Annotated in this window: 9 protein-coding genes; 5 read left to right on the forward strand and 4 right to left on the reverse strand. The window is 51.0% G+C overall.

Features of this window, described 5'->3' with window-relative positions:
• Positions 1-202: 202 nt before the first annotated feature.
• Positions 203-1060 carry an SdiA-regulated/phytase-like domain-containing protein gene (locus FOA19_RS16865; RefSeq protein WP_149092037.1) on the reverse strand — a complete coding sequence of 286 codons (858 nt, stop codon included), beginning with the start codon at positions 1058-1060 and terminating at the stop codon, positions 203-205.
• A 437-nt stretch (positions 1061-1497) separates the two neighbouring features.
• Positions 1498-4419 (reverse strand): PAS domain S-box protein, encoded by a 2922-nt coding sequence (locus tag FOA19_RS16870; protein ID WP_149092038.1) that lies wholly within the window; start codon positions 4417-4419, stop codon positions 1498-1500.
• A 349-nt stretch (positions 4420-4768) separates the two neighbouring features.
• Between FOA19_RS16870 and FOA19_RS16875 the strand changes: the two genes are divergently transcribed.
• Positions 4769-5527: a sterol desaturase family protein gene (locus FOA19_RS16875; protein ID WP_149092039.1), complete on the forward strand. Its 759-nt coding sequence runs from the start codon at positions 4769-4771 to the stop codon at positions 5525-5527.
• Between the two features lie 150 nt (positions 5528-5677).
• Here FOA19_RS16875 and FOA19_RS16880 read toward each other — a convergent pair whose 3' ends face one another.
• Complete coding sequence (locus FOA19_RS16880) at positions 5678-6676, reverse strand: glycoside hydrolase family 43 protein (protein ID WP_149092040.1); 999 nt, start codon at positions 6674-6676, stop codon at positions 5678-5680.
• A 240-nt stretch (positions 6677-6916) separates the two neighbouring features.
• Positions 6917-8458: an alpha-N-arabinofuranosidase gene (locus tag FOA19_RS16885; RefSeq protein ID WP_149092041.1), complete on the reverse strand. Its 1542-nt coding sequence runs from the start codon at positions 8456-8458 to the stop codon at positions 6917-6919.
• Between the two features lie 628 nt (positions 8459-9086).
• On the opposite strand from FOA19_RS16885, the gene FOA19_RS16890 reads away from it, so the two are divergent.
• The 4 genes from FOA19_RS16890 to FOA19_RS16905 all read left to right on the forward strand — a co-directional run bounded on the left by FOA19_RS16890 (position 9087) and on the right by FOA19_RS16905 (position 17863).
• The gene (locus FOA19_RS16890; protein ID WP_149092042.1) at positions 9087-12164 is read left to right on the forward strand and encodes a SusC/RagA family TonB-linked outer membrane protein; all 3078 of its coding nucleotides are present in this window, start codon (positions 9087-9089) and stop codon (positions 12162-12164) included.
• Between the two features lie 41 nt (positions 12165-12205).
• On the forward strand, positions 12206-13762 hold the full coding sequence (locus FOA19_RS16895; RefSeq protein ID WP_223808961.1) for a RagB/SusD family nutrient uptake outer membrane protein: 1557 nt from the start codon (positions 12206-12208) through the stop codon (positions 13760-13762).
• Between the two features lie 92 nt (positions 13763-13854).
• Entirely contained in the window at positions 13855-15333 is a 1479-nt protein-coding gene (locus FOA19_RS16900; protein WP_149092044.1) for an arabinan endo-1,5-alpha-L-arabinosidase, read from the forward strand.
• 166 nt (positions 15334-15499) lie between these two features.
• A complete protein-coding gene (locus FOA19_RS16905) occupies positions 15500-17863 on the forward strand; it encodes a glycoside hydrolase family 127 protein (protein WP_149092045.1) in 2364 nt (787 codons plus the stop codon).
• The last annotated feature ends 20 nt before the right edge of the window (positions 17864-17883 follow it).

The raw sequence follows: 17883 nt of genomic DNA on the forward strand, positions 1-17883 counted from the left end.
AAAACTTGGGGTAAATGAGTCGGTTAAAAGACTTTATGAGGTGGTTGAGAATGTTTTTGCCCTGTTTTCATGAAAAAGAACTAAAAATCAGGTTGGAGTAGTTGATGCATATTATCCAATCAAGAGAATATTGGTTTACGTTGGAGACTACTTTAGGAAAAAAGGAGGAGTGTCTTTGGCTTGATTACAGCTTAGGGAGCCTTTACTTTTTCTTGTAAAAGTAGAGATTTACCGCAGACGCTAACCCCTTTTCGCTTAAAGTGAAGTAGCCAGTTTCTGCCGCGGAAAACGCAACGGCTTCTCCTTGCGGCTCAATAGTATAAGGCAGAGGGTTGTACTCCTTGAGGAGGTATTCTTCCATGGGTTTAGTGCCCTTTTGTTCATAATGGTAGATGGCAGCGTAGGTTTTCACAATCGCCTCTTTCCCATTAGGAGAGACGGCGGCACTTACCACGTAGGAGTACGGCAGATTGCCCACCAACTTGGCCGTGTTAAGCGCCGTGGAGGAGAAAGGGTAGGTTAGTTTATAGACTCGAGAAAGCGTGTCTGTTTTGGTGATGATCAGGATGTCCCTGGTCTTTGGATCAATAAGAAAAGCCTCCGAGTCATGAGAACCATCGGAATACTTGTACTTGATGACTGAGACGTTTCTGATCGTGTCCGTTGTGGGCGAAGGTTCTTTGAATATGTAGAAGGCATACTCCTTAGCAGTTTTGTTGTTGTCGCCAATGTCTGCCAGGTAAACTTGGTCCCCGAAAAGGGCCATGTCTTCCCAGTCTCTGTTTTTGGCTCCTTTTAGGGGTATTTTCTTCAAAACCGCCCCATTGTGGCTTAGCAAGTACAACTGGGCAGGGTTTCCGCTGTCTTCCTGCACCCACAGATGCCCCGGGGCAGTCTTGCTATCAACAATTCCGGAGGCCTCATTGATGATGGGAACCACTAACGTCTTCGTGGGTTCCTCGGGTTGGGGTATGACAGGCGTTGTAGTGTCCTCTTTACTGCAACCAGAAAGCCCCAGCAAAAGGGAAAAGAAAAAATTAAGACCGAGAGATGTCTTCATAGGAAACCTTTAAAGCATAGTAGTGGAAAGCGTACGCTAAGAGGGGGAGAATTCGCAGGGCACGTGTGTTTGCAGCCCATTAGCAGCCGAGAGCTATGCCATTTGCTAACAAGCAAGGCACCTGATTCTTAAAAGAAGCAATAGAGAGGTAAGTTAGAAGAGAAAAGGCGAAATCCAATATCAGAATGGAATAAGCCTACTAATTACTTTGTTTTGCTCAGAATTTGTAGGGAATGCATAGCGGATAAAACAGGAAGTAACGAATGCCTGAACATAAAGATTAGCTACTCGACGGCAAGGCAAAGAAGCGAATCAGGTGAGTTGCCTGAAAAGTTCTGGTGTTGAGGCAACGAAATTTCGCTTTAGGGCTGTTTTAAGGAAATCGGGGCAAAAAGGCTTTCTGGAAGGTGATTCAAGTCTCCTTCCAGAAAGCCTTTTTACGGATGGGTCTCTTCAAACTCAATGGAAAACTCGGTGCCTTGGTTAAGCTCGCTTTGTACATGAATTCGGCCGCCCAGCGCCTCTACCTGCGTTTTTACCATAAACAAGCCCATTCCTTTGCCGTCGGTATGGAAGTGGAACCGCTTGTAGAGGCCAAAGATCTTGTGCTGGTGGCTTTTCAGGTCAATGCCCAGGCCGTTGTCGCGGAAGGTGATGATGTTCTTGCCGTCTTTCCTGGAGCCCATGATCTCTATGGCCGGTTTTTGGTTAGACTGCCGGTACTTGATGCTGTTGGAAATAAGGTTAGAGAAGATGCTGTGCAGATAGCTTTTAATGGTGTAAATCTTCTCCAGATCAGAGAAATCTGTTTTAATAGAGACTTTTTCCTTGGCCATGACGCTGGAGGTCATAGACCGGATATCTTCTACCAACTGGTTCAGGTCCACTTGCTCTTTCCGCTCGTTCACTTCCTGGCGCACTTGCAGCACGTTGTTCAGGTCAATGATCACCTCGTCCAGTTTGTCTACCGATGTCCGCAGCCCTTCCATGGATTTATGGAAAAGCGGATTCTCCGGAGAAAGAGTTTTGGTGAGGTTTGAAAGTCCGATAATATTGGCTACCGGGGCCCTCAGGTTATGCGACACGATGTAGGCAAACTGCTCCAGGTCTTTGTTCCGCTGCAGCAAATCTGCCGTGATGCGTTCTTTCTCCATCTGGTCCAGTCTTTCCTGGGTCACGTCCTGCACAATACCCACCAGTTTCTCACGCAGGCCCAACTGGTTGGGTTCCTTCTCAAACTCATGGTAGAGGTACCTGGTGTCGCCGTTCCTGCGCACGATGCGGCAATCAAAGTGGCAGGATGTGGCAGTAGAAGAAGCCAGCGTATCTTTCACCATTTCCTTCACCCTGTCTACATCCTCTGGGTGAATAAACTGCATGAAAGATAGAAAGGTAGGCGCGGTTTGGGCCGGCGTGGTGTCCAGAATCCGGTAAATCTCCTCTGACCAGATGGTCTCCCCGGTGGCAAGGTTATATTCCCAACTGCCTAAATGAGAGAGAGCCTGGGCTTCTTTCAGGCGAGATTCGCTTTTCTCCAGTTCCTTGAAAGCCTGGAGCAACGCAGACTCGGCTTCTTTTTCCGCGGTGATGTCCCACCTGATGACCAGGAACTGGTGCGGCGCGCCTGTTTCGTCCTTGATGGGAACAATGGTGTTGGCTGTCCAGTAAGTGGCGCCGCTTTTGGCCATGTTCTTGATTTCGCCCTTCCAGATGTTTCCGCTGTAAAGCGTTTCCCACATCTTTTCGTAAAACTCCTCTGAGTGGTACACGGCATCATTGATGCGGTGGCTCTGGCCCAAGAGCTCCTCTTTGCTGAAGCCAGACAGCGCGCAGAAGTTGTCATTGGCGTAAATAAGATTTTTGTTCCTGTCTGCTATGGCCACAATCGCAGATTGGTCAAGGGCGTACTTGTAGTCAGAGATTTCTTTGATTCTCGCGGCCAGGTTTTTCTCCAGGGAAACATTCAGGCCTTTCAGGAGTTCATCGGCCTCTTTCTTCTCATTGATGTCTACAAACGCCGTCACCAGGCATTCGCGGCCATCCAGGTTCACCAGGTCGGCGTGGGCCGAGATATAGCGGATCTCTCCGCTCTTGGTTCTGGCCTCCAGTTCCAGGGACCGGAACGTGCCTTTATCACGAAGTGTCCTGATGAGCAAGGGCCGGTCTTCAACCCGTTTCCAGATGTTCAGCTCAGCGCTGGTTTTGCCTATGAATTCGTCTTTCTCGTAGCCGAAGAACTCCGCGTAATTATCGTTTACCTCCAAGTAGACCCCCGTCTCCGCCTCAGAGATGCATTTCATGATCGGGCTCTTGAAGAAAATCTGCGAGAAAAGCGCCTCGCTTTCCTTCAGTTTCCTGTCAGCGATCTTACGGTCTGTGATGTCCTCAAAGGCCAGGAGCAGGCACTCCTGGTTGTTCAGCAATACTTTTTCAATGTTGTAGAGAACGTCTCTGATGCGGCCATTGGCTTTCACCTGCATCTCAAAGCCTTTTACTTTCTGGTTTTGGGTTAACTGCTCCACTAAGGCTTGCCTGGCCGAGTTGTCAATGAAGATCCCGGCGCTCTCCGCCGATTTGCCAATAACCTGCTCCCGCGTATGGCTGAAGAAACCTAGGGCATTGTCGTTGGTGTCAAGGATTTTCCCCGTGGCAGCATCTACCAAAGAAAGCATGGTGGGGCTTTTGTAAAAAAGGCTAGAGAAGATCTGCTCCTTCTCCTTGAGTGCCTTGGCAGTGCGGCTGCGGTTAGCCAGGTGCTTGTTGATGAGCCAGTAAGTGGCAATGAAGAAGATGAACATGATCGCCGAGAACGTGGCGAAGGTGGCAAACATGCGTTGCGTTCTCTCCGCGGAATCTGCATCGGCGAAATGGAGCACGCTCCGCTCTTTTTCCTCTACTTTGTGCACCAGCGTTTTTATCTCCGCTAACTGGTTTTTAAGGTGCAGGGAAGACAGATTGGGTTTACTTGGAGCGTTGTTGGCCTGGGAGACCAGGGTGGCTGCCGCTTGCGTGAAGGTTGTCGTGCGTGCCGCTATGCTTTTGATCTGGGCTATTTCCTGGTTGTCTGTGACGCCGGCCTGTTGTAGCGCCTGTAGGTGCCTTGGATAACGCAAAATCCCGGCCTTGTACTGCACCAGAGAGGTCTGCTGCCCAGACGCCAAGAAGGTGGTGGTGCCTTCTTCTATGTCCTGAAGGTTATTGTAGAGGTTCTCAATTGATTTTAGAACCCGCAGGGAGATTTTTTCCTGGCGGTCTATGGCATCATTTTCCTTCAGGTTGAAATAAGCAAGTACGGTGAAGAATAGTAAGCTTAGGAAAGCCACCAGGAAAACACCAAACAGGGTACGTTGAATATGCATGACCAGAAAGCGTAATGAGATTTACTATTGAATATGATAACTGCATCGTTTGTAGGTAGGTCTATAAATCTGGTTTCTGAGGAGGGCGCAGCAAAACCAAATTTGGCAGATAGGGAGGAGTTGGTGTATGATTCTGCGAATTTACGGCTTAGTTTTGGTAAAATAGTACCAGAGTAAACGTAAAATCTACATTTATTGTATAAAATAGTAGCTCAGGTGGAGAAAAGTTGCAACTGTGAACTGCCTGATCCAAATTCCCTGATGCGAGGTAAACTAATCAAAGCTGCCTAATTGTTCCACAGCAAAAGGATTACTTAGGCTAACTAATCGAATTTATTTGTCCTCTGAAATGGATGCAAAATTCTTGTTTTTCTATGCAGTGCTGGCCGCGCGGTACTTGGTGTTGGCGGGCCTGGCTTTTCTGTTGTTCTACATTTTCCTTCCCCGGAAGTTTGCGGGCCGCAAGATACAGGCCTTGTTTCCGCGCCGGAAAGACTACGTACGGGAAGTGGGGTATTCGTTCTTCACTTTCCTGGTGTTTGCGCTGTACGGGGTGCTGCTTTCTTCCCCTTACGTCTTGCCGCACACGCAGATCTACACCGATATCTCTGCCTACGGGTACACTTATTTTGGCTTGAGTGTGCTCTTGGCGCTGGTGATCCATGATGCCTATTTTTATTGGACCCACCGGCTCATGCACCATCCACGCCTGTTCAAGTTGTTCCATTTAACCCACCATAAATCGGTGAACCCCTCGCCGTGGGCGGCGTTTTCGTTTAGTCCGCTGGAAGCGATGGTGGAGGGCGGGATCATCTTTGTGGTGGCCTTCCTGATTCCCATCCATCCGCTAGCCATTGCCCTGTTCCTGCTCCTGATGACCGTGTACAACGTGTATGGCCACCTGGGCTACGAGATTTACCCACAGTGGCTCGTGGACAGTGCCGTGGGCAAATGGCTGAACACCTCCACCAACCACAACATGCACCACAAGTTCTTCAAAGGCAACTACGGACTCTACTTCCGGTTCTGGGACGAGTGGCTGGGAACCACCCACGCAAAATACAAAGAGACCCTGTCCAGGCTGGTGAGCTCAGGCAAGCCGCAATAGTTCCGGCCCTAACGCTGGACGATGGCGTGGTTTTCTGCATCGCCCAAAAGAAAAGCGCCTCGCAAGTCTGGCTTGCGAGGCGCTTTTTCATGCCTTTTTCTAAAATCACCCTAAAAACAGATGCTGCTTTTTAGGGTGGTGGCCAGATTCCTATTTAGCGGGTTTTACCCCTTCAGAGGTCATCACTATCCGTTTGATGGAGCCGTCTTTGTTGTAGTTAAGGTAATCAATGCAGACCGAGCGCCGGAAACTGCCACCTCCCGGTTGGATACCGCCGTTGTGGTAAATGAAGTAAGTTTTGCCTTTGAAATCAATAATGGCCTGGTGGTTGGTGTTGGAGTTGCCGGCCAGTTCATTCAAGATGCCTTTGTATTCCCAGGGGCCTTCAATGCTCTTGCTCATGGCGTAGGCGGTTTTCTCGGGGAACTGGTACGCGTAGGACAGGTAATACCAACCGTTGCGCTTGTGTACCCAGGGAGCCTCAGTGAAGTGGGGGAGCTTGATAGTTTTGATGGGGCCGTCTAGTTCGGTCATGTTTTTCTTCAGCTTGGCATAGTGCAGGGTAGTATTGCCCCAGAAAATGTAAGCCTGCCCGTTGTCATCGATAAACACGGCCGGGTCAATGTCATCCCAGCTGATCTTGGTATCAGTGGTCATGTCATTGGTGATGAGGGCAGAGCCGCGGGCATCCTTGAAAGGCCCGATAGGGCTGTCTGAGACGGCTACGCCGATAGCTTTCCCCGGGATGGTGGCGTGCTCCACGGTGGAGAACCAGTAGAACTTGCCGTCCCGCTCTATCACTTGCGAGGCCCAGGCTTCACCTTTGGCCCAAGTAAAGTCTTTAGCGCGCAACGGTACCTTGTGCTCGGTCCAGGTCACCATGTCAGGGGAGGAGAAAACAAGCCAATCGTTCATGAAATACCCTTCGCGCTGGGCCTCATCAAAGCCCGCGTACAGGTACACCTTGTCTTTGTACACCAAAGCCGCCGGATCTGCGGTGTACTTGTGGGTGAATATAGGGTTGGCAGTGGCCTTCAAGGTGGTATCTGGGTCTGCAAGGGTAGAAGCCGAAGCCGTACTTGCAACGCAGCCCATGAAAGCCGCCACCAGGGCAGTGGCTTTGCCAAGTGTTGTGCGTATGTTTTTCATTCTTGTATAGAATAGGTGAAAAGATAGACAGGTGCCCCGCGCCTTTTAAGCCTGATTTCTCAAAAACAGGTCAAAAGCGGAGACCCTGATCATTCCTTTGGGCTTTGTTTTGTGAAATTAGGCCTAAAACAGAGAGCAGCCTTCTTTAAAAAGACAAATGGAAAATGGCTTGAAATCAGATAAGCGGCAAAGGAAAAGCGTGGCCAGAAAGGAAATTGCTCTGACCACGCTTTCTGTGGATTACTTCATCTCCAGAACCACCACCGAGAACGGCGGAAGCTCTACTTTCAGTGAGTTGCCTTTCAGTTTCGCGCCTTTGAAGGCGGCAGGGGTAATCACATTCGGTTTGTCAAAGGTGTTGTGGTCCTGCAGTGATTTAGAGGTAAGGATACGGCCAGACACGGTTTTGTAGTTGGCTCCCTCAATGTTGATGGAAACCTCCTGCTTGTTCTTGGGGTCAATGTTCACCAAAGAAACGTGGGTGAGGCCGTTCTTGTCACGGGAAGCGGATCCGTTTACGGCGGTCAGTTTCTCGTTGCCCAAGGTGTAGTCTGCGCTTTTAACGGTCAGGGGCAGGTACGTGGCATCCTGGTGCACGTTGTACATCTCCATCACGTGGTAAGTAGGCGTCAGGAGCATCTTTTCTTCCTCGGTGAGGATCACCGCCTGCAGCACGTTGATGGCTTGCGCCAGGTTGGCCATGCGCACGCGGTCTGAGTGGTTGTTGAAGGTGTTTAGGGTGGAACCAGCGATCATGGCGTCGCGCATGGTGTTCTGCTGGTACAGGAAGCCGGGGTTGGTGTTCGGCTCTACTTCATACCAGCCGCCCCACTCGTCCACCACCAAGGCTATTTTCTTCTCTGGGTCATACTTGTCCATGATGGCGCTGTGTTTCTGCACCAGTTCTTCCATGTAGAGCGCGCTCTTCATAGTGGCAAAGTAATGCTGCTCTGTGAAGTTGGTAGATGGGCCTTTCTTGTTCCAGTCAATCACCGCGTAATGGTGCAGGGCCACGCCCTCAATCAGGTTCTTAGGGATTACTTTCATCAGGGTCTCGGTCCAGTTGAAGTCACCGGAATTAGCGCCGGAAGCGATCCGGAACAAACCGCCTGTATTGGTCCAGTCAGACACGAAGGTGGCGTACTTACGGTATTCGTTGGCATAGTACTCAGCAGTCATGTTACCACCGCAGCCCCAAGCCTCGTTGCCAATTCCCCAGTACTTCACGTTCCATGGTTTGTCGCGGCCGTTTTCTCTCCGGAGCTTAGACATAGGGCTTACTCCTGCAAAGTTGGTGTATTGCACCCAGTCTGCCAGTTCCTGCACCTGACCTGTGGCCATGTTCCCGGCCAGGTAAGGCTCGGTGCCCAGCAGTTCGCACATGTTCAGGAAGTCGTGCGTCCCGAAGCTGTTGTTCTCGGTCACGCCGCCCCACCAGGTGTTCACGATGGTAGGACGTTGGTTTTTGGGGCCTATGCCATCTTTCCAGTGATAGGTATCCGCAAAGCAGCCGCCTGGCCAGCGCAGGTTCGGCACTTTCAGTTTCTTAAGGGCGTCTACCACGTCGTTCCGCACACCAGCGGTGTGGGGGATTTTAGTATTGTTTTCCCCCACATAGAATCCGCCGTAGATGCATCGGCCTAGGTGCTCGGCAAAATGGCCGTAGATGTGGCGGCTGATGGTCCTTTCTGGCTTGGCTGGAACGGTTAGGGTAGCCGTGTTTTGTCCGTAGGAGCCTAAGGAGCTCAGCAGGAGAAGAAAACTCAGGATTGCATACTTCATACTTTAGGGCTGTTTTGGTGGGGATTCTCTGTTAAATTTTGAAACTGGCAGATTTTTATTCGTAAAATTTGCAATAAATATAAGTGTATTTATTACATTTATACAACGATTTTTTTAAGTTTGAATCCACAAACTTAAATCATGGCCAGAAATCGTCTCGTTGGACGCCTTCAGTCATAAAGTAAGGCACTGTAGATTAACAGAAAGCCTTCTTAAGTAACCATCAGTGTAGAATGCTCCTGCTATATGGAGACATTATATACTAAGTCCCGCAGAATTCTAACATGAGAGGGGTGTATAGCCTTAGAGCAAGCTTTACTGAATACACGCTGCAAACAGAGAAAGATAGAAAGGAGGGAAGTTCACCTGTGCAGTGGGAAATAAATGACGAAAGTTAGTCCTTAGAGAAGGAGTTTTCACCATGCCTTTCCGGCAGAAAAGTGCTTTAATTGTCAAAATGGCACTTTAAAAAATAATTAATCTCTTTTTGTTGTTAAAAATGTAAACCAAGGCTACTTTTATGGAAATTTAATAAATGTCAAAACAACATTTAACACCTGAAACTTACCTCTGTTAGAGTCCTGCGAGTCTGATTTGTTTCACAATCCTTATCCATTATCATAATCCTATGCAGCAAAGATTACTAAGTAAGAAAGGTTGGATGCTGGTCCTCTTTCTAATATATGGTTCAATAGTGAGTGCAGTGGCGCAAGGCATTGCCGTTAAAGGAAAAGTGACGGATGCCAGTGGGGCAGGGTTGCCGGGTGCTTCCATTGTTCTGAAAGGAACCACCGTAGCCTCGTCGTCAGACGTGGACGGTAACTTTACCTTAACGGTGTCCAGCGCAAGCGGAACCCTAGTAGTTTCTTACATTGGTTATTTGTCTAAAGAAGTAGACTTCAACAACCAGACGTCCATCAATATTGTTCTGGAGACAGATGCCAAAGCCATTGATGAAGTAGTGGTGGTGGGGTACGGTACCCAACGCAGATCTGATATTACCGGATCGGTAGCTGTGGTAGACGTAGCCGATATGAAGAAAGTCTCTACCAACGATGTAGGGTCAATGCTTCAGGGCCGCGTTTCTGGGGTGAGTGTCAACACCGATGGTCAGCCGGGCGCGTTTCCGCAGGTGAGAATCAGAGGGATAGGTACTTTCGGGAACTCAGATCCCTTGTACGTGATTGACGGAGTGCCTATCAGCGGGGTTCCCCGCGACTTCAACCCCAATGACATTGAGTCTATGCAGGTGTTGAAAGATGCTTCAGCAGGGGCTATCTACGGTTCTCGGGCCGCCAATGGGGTGGTAATCATCACCACCAGACAAGGTAGAAAAGAGACGCCTCTGCAAATAGAATACAACGGCTACTACGGCATAGATGAGGTTTGGCAGAAAATGCCGGTCACCAACCGGGCCAACTACCAGACGCTGAACAACGAGTCCCGCCTGAGATCAGGCACTAAGCCGCTTGCTCCGGCCAACGACCCTGAAAATGCCAGATTCGTGAACAACATTGACACCGACTGGCAGGAAGAAGGTTTGAAGTTGGGTAACCGCCAGAATCATAACATCAACCTTTCTGGGGGTGGTACCAGCAGCACCTACAACATCTCCCTTGACTACTTCGGGAACGAGGGTACTTACAAAGGCAATGGTCCTTCTTATGAGCGGTACACGGCCCGTGTGAATTCATCGGTAGAAAAAGGGATCTTCAAATTCGGTCAGTCTCTGTTTTATGCCCGTTCTAACGAAAACGGCCTCGTAACAGGAGACGGTGTGCTGGCCGGTGGCCGACCACCTTTGATCAATGACCTGGTGATTGCCATCCCTACCATGGCCGTGTATGACCCTACCGTGGAAGGAGGCTTTGGCGGAACCCTGCAGGAAAGGGAAGATGCCATCTCTTTGAACGGGATTGGGTACAACAGCCTGATTAACAGCACCACAGACGTAGACCGGATCTTTGCCAGCGGTTATGGTGAGTTGCATTTGTTGAAAAGAGCTAACCATAACCTTAAATACAAACTGAACTTGAGTTATGACGTGGTAACGGCCCGTGACAAGACCTTCATCCCAACTTTCAACCTGGGATATTTCTTCCCTAACGCCATTGCCCGTTTAAATGACAACTCAAGAAGATACGAAAGTTCTCTCATTGAAAACACTCTGAACTACGAGGCTACCTTTGGCAAAAGCTCCCTGGCAGTATTAGTAGGGCAGATGTTCCAGAGAGAAAAAGGTCTTTTCACGCAAGGATACGCTGAAGGGTTTACCAAGCCGTATTTCCCTGTCCTAGCCAATGGTGCCACCAGCACTTCTGCCGGAACCCAAGATGCCCACGTGCTGGCCTCTTATCTGGGAAGGGTGAACTACAGCTTTGATGACAGATATCTTTTAACCGCCACGATAAGAAGAGACGGATCTTCCCGCTTCTCTCCGGTGAACAGGTATGGTTACTTCCCTTCTTTGGCCCTTGGCTGGAAAATCTCCAACGAAGAATTCTTCAACGTGCCAAAATCCATTGTGTCTGACCTGAAATTCAGAGCCAGCTGGGGTAAGCTAGGGAACGAGAACATTGGAAACTACCTCTATGCGCCTGCCATTAACTCCAACGTGGTGTATACTTTCAACAACGGCGAGAGGGTATTGGGTGGCTTGCAGACGAACGTAGTGTCTGAGACCATCAAGTGGGAAGAAAAAACCACTTCCAACGTAGGTTTTGACGCAGTTCTCTTTGATGGCATGATAGACCTGTCTGCTGAATATTATTACAGCAAGAGCGAAGACGTACTGGTGAACATTCCAATCCCGGCTTCGGTAGGTTCTGTGAACTCCAGCCCGGTGGTAAACGGCGGTACCTTAAAAAACACCGGGTTTGAAGTAACGGCCGGTTACAACAAAACCATCGGTGACTTTACGTTCGGGGTTTCAGGGAACTTCACTACCCTTAAAAACGAAGTATTGGATCTGGGAACCAACGTGAAGTCTAGGCTGGGTGTTGGCTCCATCACCGAGCTAGGCGGTGAGGTTGGCCGTCATTACGGTTGGATGGTAGATGGTATCTTCCAGTCACAGGAAGAGATTGATGACCACGCTTTCCAAAAGCCAGGCACCGCTCCAGGTGACCTTATCTTCAGAGACATCAGCGGGCCGGAAGGCACTCCAGACGGTGTAATTGATACGTATGACCGTACTTACCTGGGAAGCGGTATTCCTAAATACACCTACGGGTTGAACTTCAACGCTTCTTACAAGGGCTTTGACTTCACTGTCTTCGCCTCTGGAAAAGGTGGTTACCTTATCAATGGCCGTCTGTACAGAACCCTCATGCACACCGGTGGTGATGACAACTGGCACGAGGATATCCTGGACCGTTGGACTTCTACCAACACAGATACTGACATTCCCCGCCTGATCTGGACCGATCCTAACGAGAACGGTAGAGATTCTAACAGAGAAGGATGGTTGCAGAACGGAACCCACTTGCGCATCAACACGGTTTCATTGGGGTACAACTTCAAAGAAGGTCTCATCAAAGGAATCAACAAGGCGCGGGTGTATGTAACGGCCCAGAACCTGTACACTTTCCAGAAATACAAAGGATACAATCCTGATTTTACCGCTGGCGTGTTTGAGCCTGGTTTTGACAATGGTTCTTTCCCAAGACCTAGAACCGTGATGTTTGGAGTGCAGGTTGGCTTCTAATCTGTTGGTAGAGAATTAGACAAACATAAAAGATGTTTAAAATGAAAAAGATCGCATATTACGTAGTCGCCATGCTGTTTTTGAGTAGCTGCGATGATGAATTAGATATCACCAACCCTAACCAGGAAACCACAGCCACTTACTGGACCACCGAGGCGCAGGCCTTTGCCGGGGTCACCGCTGTTTACAACGCCTTAACCACCGACGGAACCTACCAGAGAACCTTTCCAAGTTTCACTGACAGTCGGGGAGACGATATGTACGGCGACAGCCCCGCGGTGTACCTGGAACTGGGCGGACAGTTTACCCTGCCAACTAACGCCGGGGAAACCCAATGGATCTGGAGAGACCATTACATGGTGATCTTCCGGGCCAACCAGGTAATTCAGAATGTAGGCAACTTGGGCACCGACGTCCTCAGCGAAGAAGCCAAACAACGGATCATTGGCCAGGCCTACTTCCTGCGCGGATTGGCTTACTACAACCTGGCGATTACTTATAAGCAGGTTCCGGTAATCACTACCCCGCCGGCAGACCAGAATGATTACTACCCAGCCACAGCTACGGAAGAAGTGCTGTGGAACCAAGTGTTCTCTGATTTAAGAGATGCTGAACAGAGATTGCCCATCAACTATGACGCAGTAGTAGGTCCGGACCGAGGACAGAAAGGCCGTGCCACCAAAGGCGCCGCTGCCGGTCTGCTGGGCAAAGCCTATCTCTACCGCAAAATGTACACCGAGGCCGAGGCGCAGTTCGCCAAGTTCTTCACTGGTCCATTGCAAGGAGTTTACTCTTTGGTGCCTAACTACAGAGACAACTTCACCTCTACGAACGAGAACAACGCGGAGTCTCTGTTTGAGGTGCAGTTCAGCGCCACTGGAGGCTCGGTAGGAAACTGGACCGGAGAGCCAACCGCTAACTGGAGACAATTCAACGCGTTGCCGGTAGCTTACGGCATGCAAGGAAAAGCCTGGTCAGATTTCCAGCCTACCCAGTGGATTTTCAACGAGTACAGACAGGAAAGAACCGTTGATAACCAGGTAGACCCAAGACTGCCCGCCACTATTCTGTATTACAATCAGGCCGAAGGCAATACCACCGCCTACGGCGTGGCGTGGCCAGATAACATCCGTGAACAAATTTACATCAGAAAATACACCATGGAAGGCCAGGGTGTGCCGTTTGAGACCCCTGAAACTGGTGGGAATAATTACCGGGTTCTGCGTTTCGCTGATATCCTGTTGATGTACGCCGAGACGCTGAACGAACTGAACCGCACGGCTGAGGCTTACCCTTACATCCAGCAGGTGAGATCAAGAGCCAAGCTGCCTGATCTGGCCACTGTGAAGCCTAACCTGAGCAAAGAGCAGATGCGCGACCAGATTGCCCACGAGCGTGCCCTGGAGTTTGCCATTGAAGGGCAAAGGATTCAGGATATCATCCGTTGGGGTTGGTTGTACGATCCGGCCAAACTGGCTATGCTGAAAGAGCACGATGATGACTTCAACACCTGGACCCCGGGCAACGAGTACCTGCCAATTCCGCAGTCTGAGTTAGACAACAACGCCAACCTGCTGCCAAATTCTGCAAATAAATAAATCAACTCCGCTGCCGCAGGGCTTTTGCAAAAGAAGCCTTTGCGGCGGCAGATTGAAGCCTAGTTGAAATAAACTACAATAACACTGGCATTATGATGAATATCTTCAGAAGAGTTTTAACCTATACGCTGCTGTCAGCGACCCTGCTTACCTCCTGCCAGGAGGATGATGAGCCATTGACAGAAGTAGACCCAGAGATTTTCGCGCCCAAGCCGTTCAGCCTTGACGCACTAAGTGACACTTACCCGCAGTTGGCTTCCAATGCCTTTGCCCTGCAGTGGGGACCTTACAACCTCCATGATCCTTCCATTGTGAAGGATGGCGAATGGTACTACTGCTACAGCACAGATGTGGCCTACGGGACAACTGCCCGGGTGGGAATTATGGTGCGCCGGTCAAAAGACCTCGTAGATTGGCAATACGTGGGCTGGGCCTTGAATAGCCTGCCTGCCTTGGGCGTGCAACACATTACCTCCAACGGAGGCACCCCGGTACAGGGACTGTGGGCACCATATATCATGAAAGTGGGCGGTGAGTTCAGGCTATACTATTCCCTGGCGGCTACCCAAGGCCGGGTCAGTGCTATTGGCTTGCTGACTTCCAGCTCTCCTGAGGGCCCCTGGACCGAGAAAGGTTTGGTGGTAACCTCCGTGGAGGGTGGTCCTGGGACCAATGCCATTGACCCATCGGTGGTGGTAACTCCGGCGGGGCAGCACTGGATGGTGTACGGCTCTTCTTGGGATGGCCTGTTTGAACTGCAGCTGAACCCTGCCACTGGTCTTCCCCTGAACTCCGGTGACAAAGGTGTCCGCATAGCGAGAAGAGGAAGCACCAATGGCCAGGTGAATGGTAACCTGGAAGGCGCCGAGATCATCTACAACCCGCAAACCAACATGTACTACCTGTTTGCCTCTTATGACTGGCTTTCTACAAAGTACAACGTAAGAGTGTTCCGCTCTTCCAGCCCCAACGGTCCTTTCCTGGACTGGAACGGCGTGAACGTGGATAACCTCGCAGACAATGGCCCCATGATCTTGTCTCCTTATAAATTCAGCAACCACGGAGGCTGGCAAGGCGTGGCGCACCCATCGGTGTTCCAGAGCAACGGCAAGTTCTTCATGGCGCACCAGGGCAGACCGGGCGTGAACCCCGGCTTTATGGTAATGCACGTACGCGAGATTTTCTGGACGCCGGAAGGCTGGCCCATGGTTTCGCCGGAGCGCTTTGCCAACGTAGAGCAAACCCCGGTGACCACCGAAGAACTGGCAGGTGTATATGACCAGATCGTGCTTACCCAGACCGTAGTACCGGGCTTCGGGAACGAGCAGACAGATCCTAACTTCTCTACCTCCTTTGAAACCAATTTGATGGCGAATGGAACCATCAACGGCGATCCTAACAATACCTGGGTGTATGACGCTCCCTGGCTGACGTTAAGATGGGCCGGCGGAATGTTCCTTGATAAGATGCACGTGTCAAGGGAAAGGGACTGGGAAAACAAGAAACCATCCACCATTGTCATGACCGGCCTCAACGGCGGAGGTCTGGCAATCTGGATGAAAAAGAAATAATAGCTTAGAAGAGGGAATTGCCCGGAGACACAAAGAAGAAACCTTCAGCTTGTGCCTCTGGGCAAACCCCTTTTTAGCCCTTATTTGCAAAAAGAGGGTTAAAACACCTGGTAAGTTTAAGTAGGCCACGCTCCGGTGTGGTGCCTAAGGTTAAAAACGAGTTCCGATGATTTCAAAGGCGTTCAAGGTTTTGGTGCTGGCCCTTGTGCCGGCGGTGGCGTTTGCCCAGTCCGGGAAACTGCAAAGCTTCCCATTGTCTTCTGTGCGCTTGCTGGAAAGTCCTTTCCGGCAAGCGCAACAGACTGACATGGCGTATATGCTGTCCCTGAACCCAGACCGTTTATTGGCTCCTTATCAGAAAGAGGCTGGAATCCAGCCCAAGGCGCAGAACTACGGCAACTGGGAAAACACTGGTCTGGACGGGCACATTGGCGGGCACTACCTCTCGGCGTTAGCGCTCATGTACGCCGCTACTCAAAACCAGGAAGTCTTGCAGCGTCTCCACTACATGGTTGATGCACTGGAGGCCTGTCAACAGAAAAGCGGGGACGGGTACCTGGGCGGCACGCCCGGCGGCAAGCAGATGTGGCAGGACATCAAAGCCGGCAAGATAGACGCCGGCAGTTTCTCTCTGAACCAGAAATGGGTACCGTGGTACAACATCCATAAAACCTACGCCGGCCTGCGCGACGCCTATCAGTTTGCGGGAAACCAGAAGGCGAAGACCATGCTGGTGAAACTCACCGATTGGTGCCTGGACCTGACCGCCAACCTCTCCGATGCCCAAATCCAGGACATGCTACGTAGCGAGCACGGCGGCATGAACGAGGTCTTTGCCGATGTAGCCGAAATCACCGGTGATGCCAAATACCTGACGCTGGCTAAACGGTTCTCCCAGACCTCGGTGCTCACGCCTTTGCTGCAGGGCAAAGATGTCTTGAACGGCATGCACGCCAATACCCAAATCCCGAAGGTGATCGGTTACCAGCGTGTAGCGGAACTGACCCATGACCAGACCTGGACCAACGCAGCGGCTTTCTTCTGGAAAACGGTGGTGAATAACCGCACGGTGTCCATTGGCGGTAACAGCGTGAGCGAGCACTTCCACCCGGCCAATAATTTCACGTCCATGCTGGAAAGCAAGGAAGGGCCCGAAACCTGCAACACCTACAACATGCTCAAACTCACGAAGCAGCTGTATCTGTCCAGCGCCTCGGCAAGTTACCTGGACTACTATGAGCGGGCCATGTACAACCACATCCTCTCGTCGCAGCACCCCGAAAAAGGCGGTTTTGTATATTTCACCTCCATGCGGCCGCGGCACTACCGCGTGTACTCTCAGCCCCAGGAAGATTTCTGGTGCTGCGTAGGCTCAGGCTTGGAAAACCACGGCAAGTACGGCGAACTGGTGTACGCCCATTCAGACAAAGACCTGTATGTGAACTTGTTTCTGCCCTCCAGCCTGGACTGGCAGGAGAAAGGCCTAACGGTAACGCAGAATACCAGATTCCCTTCTGAGGAAGCCTCCGCTTTAAGCCTGAAATTGAAAAAAGCGCAAAAATTCACCCTCTACATCCGGCAGCCAGCGTGGGTGCAGCAAGGCAAGTTTACCGTGCAAGTGAACGGCAAAGAGGTGGAAACCACTGTGGCCAATGGCTACGCGGGCATTGACCGGAAATGGAAATCAGGGGATGTCGTGACTGTGTCGCTGCCCATGACCACCAAAGCCGAGGCCCTGCCCGATGGCTCACCCTGGGTTTCTTTTGTGCGGGGACCGATTGTGCTGGCCGCCGTAACAGACTCCACGGACCTCACCGGCCTCCAGGCCGATGGCAGCCGGATGGGTCATGTCGCCAATGGGTCTTTGTATTCTTTGGAAGAAGCGCCGGTGTTGGTGTCAAACAGCAAAGACGTGGTGAGCGGCCTTCAACCGGTGCCCGGCAAACCTTTCACCTTTACGGCCTCGGGTTTGATCCAGCCACAGAAATACAAGGGAGTAAAGCTCGTGCCTTTTTACCAGATCCACGATGCGCGCTACATGGTTTATTGGCCTGTCACTACGCCTGAAGGACTGGAGGCGAGAAATGCGGCCCTCAAGGAAAAGGAAAGAGCAAAACTGGCCTTAGAAGCCCAGACGGTAGACCAGGTAGCGCCCGGCGAACAGCAACCAGAATCTGACCACGGTTTTGCGGGCGAGAAGACCGAGTCCGGCGTGCACAGAGACCGGCACTGGCGACTAGCCCGCGGCTGGTTCAGCTATACCCTCAAAAACAAAGGGCAAGGCCCGCGTAAACTGCGCCTCACCTATTTCGGCGCCGACCGGGACCGGAACTTCACCATCTCCGTGAACGGCACCGTGCTGCAGACCGTGCGACTGGACGGCAGCCTGGGAGATCAATTCGTGGAGGTAGATTATGAAATCCCGGCCGCGGTGCTGGAGAAAGCCAAAGGCGACACCCTGAAACTTACCTTCACCGCGTTGGAGAACTCCTCCACGGCGGGCATCTATCACGTGCGGCTCCTGAAGTAGAAGAACAATAGGCCGGCGCA

It is taken from the genome of Rufibacter hautae, assembly GCF_008271695.1.
GTDB lineage: Bacteria > Bacteroidota > Bacteroidia > Cytophagales > Hymenobacteraceae > Nibribacter > Nibribacter hautae.

What these genes read in the sequence shown, in the direction of transcription:
- FOA19_RS16900 (WP_149092044.1), top strand. Translation starts at nt 13,855, where the DNA reads ATGATGAATATCTTCAGAAGAGTTTTAACCTATACGCTGCTGTCAGCG.
- FOA19_RS16885 (WP_149092041.1), bottom strand. Translation starts at nt 8,458, where the DNA reads ATGAAGTATGCAATCCTGAGTTTTCTTCTCCTGCTGAGCTCCTTAGGC.
- FOA19_RS16865 (WP_149092037.1), bottom strand. Translation starts at nt 1,060, where the DNA reads ATGAAGACATCTCTCGGTCTTAATTTTTTCTTTTCCCTTTTGCTGGGG.
- FOA19_RS16875 (WP_149092039.1), top strand. Translation starts at nt 4,769, where the DNA reads ATGGATGCAAAATTCTTGTTTTTCTATGCAGTGCTGGCCGCGCGGTAC.
- FOA19_RS16895 (WP_223808961.1), top strand. Translation starts at nt 12,206, where the DNA reads ATGAAAAAGATCGCATATTACGTAGTCGCCATGCTGTTTTTGAGTAGC.
- FOA19_RS16890 (WP_149092042.1), top strand. Translation starts at nt 9,087, where the DNA reads ATGCAGCAAAGATTACTAAGTAAGAAAGGTTGGATGCTGGTCCTCTTT.
- FOA19_RS16905 (WP_149092045.1), top strand. Translation starts at nt 15,500, where the DNA reads ATGATTTCAAAGGCGTTCAAGGTTTTGGTGCTGGCCCTTGTGCCGGCG.
- FOA19_RS16880 (WP_149092040.1), bottom strand. Translation starts at nt 6,676, where the DNA reads ATGAAAAACATACGCACAACACTTGGCAAAGCCACTGCCCTGGTGGCG.
- FOA19_RS16870 (WP_149092038.1), bottom strand. Translation starts at nt 4,419, where the DNA reads ATGCATATTCAACGTACCCTGTTTGGTGTTTTCCTGGTGGCTTTCCTA.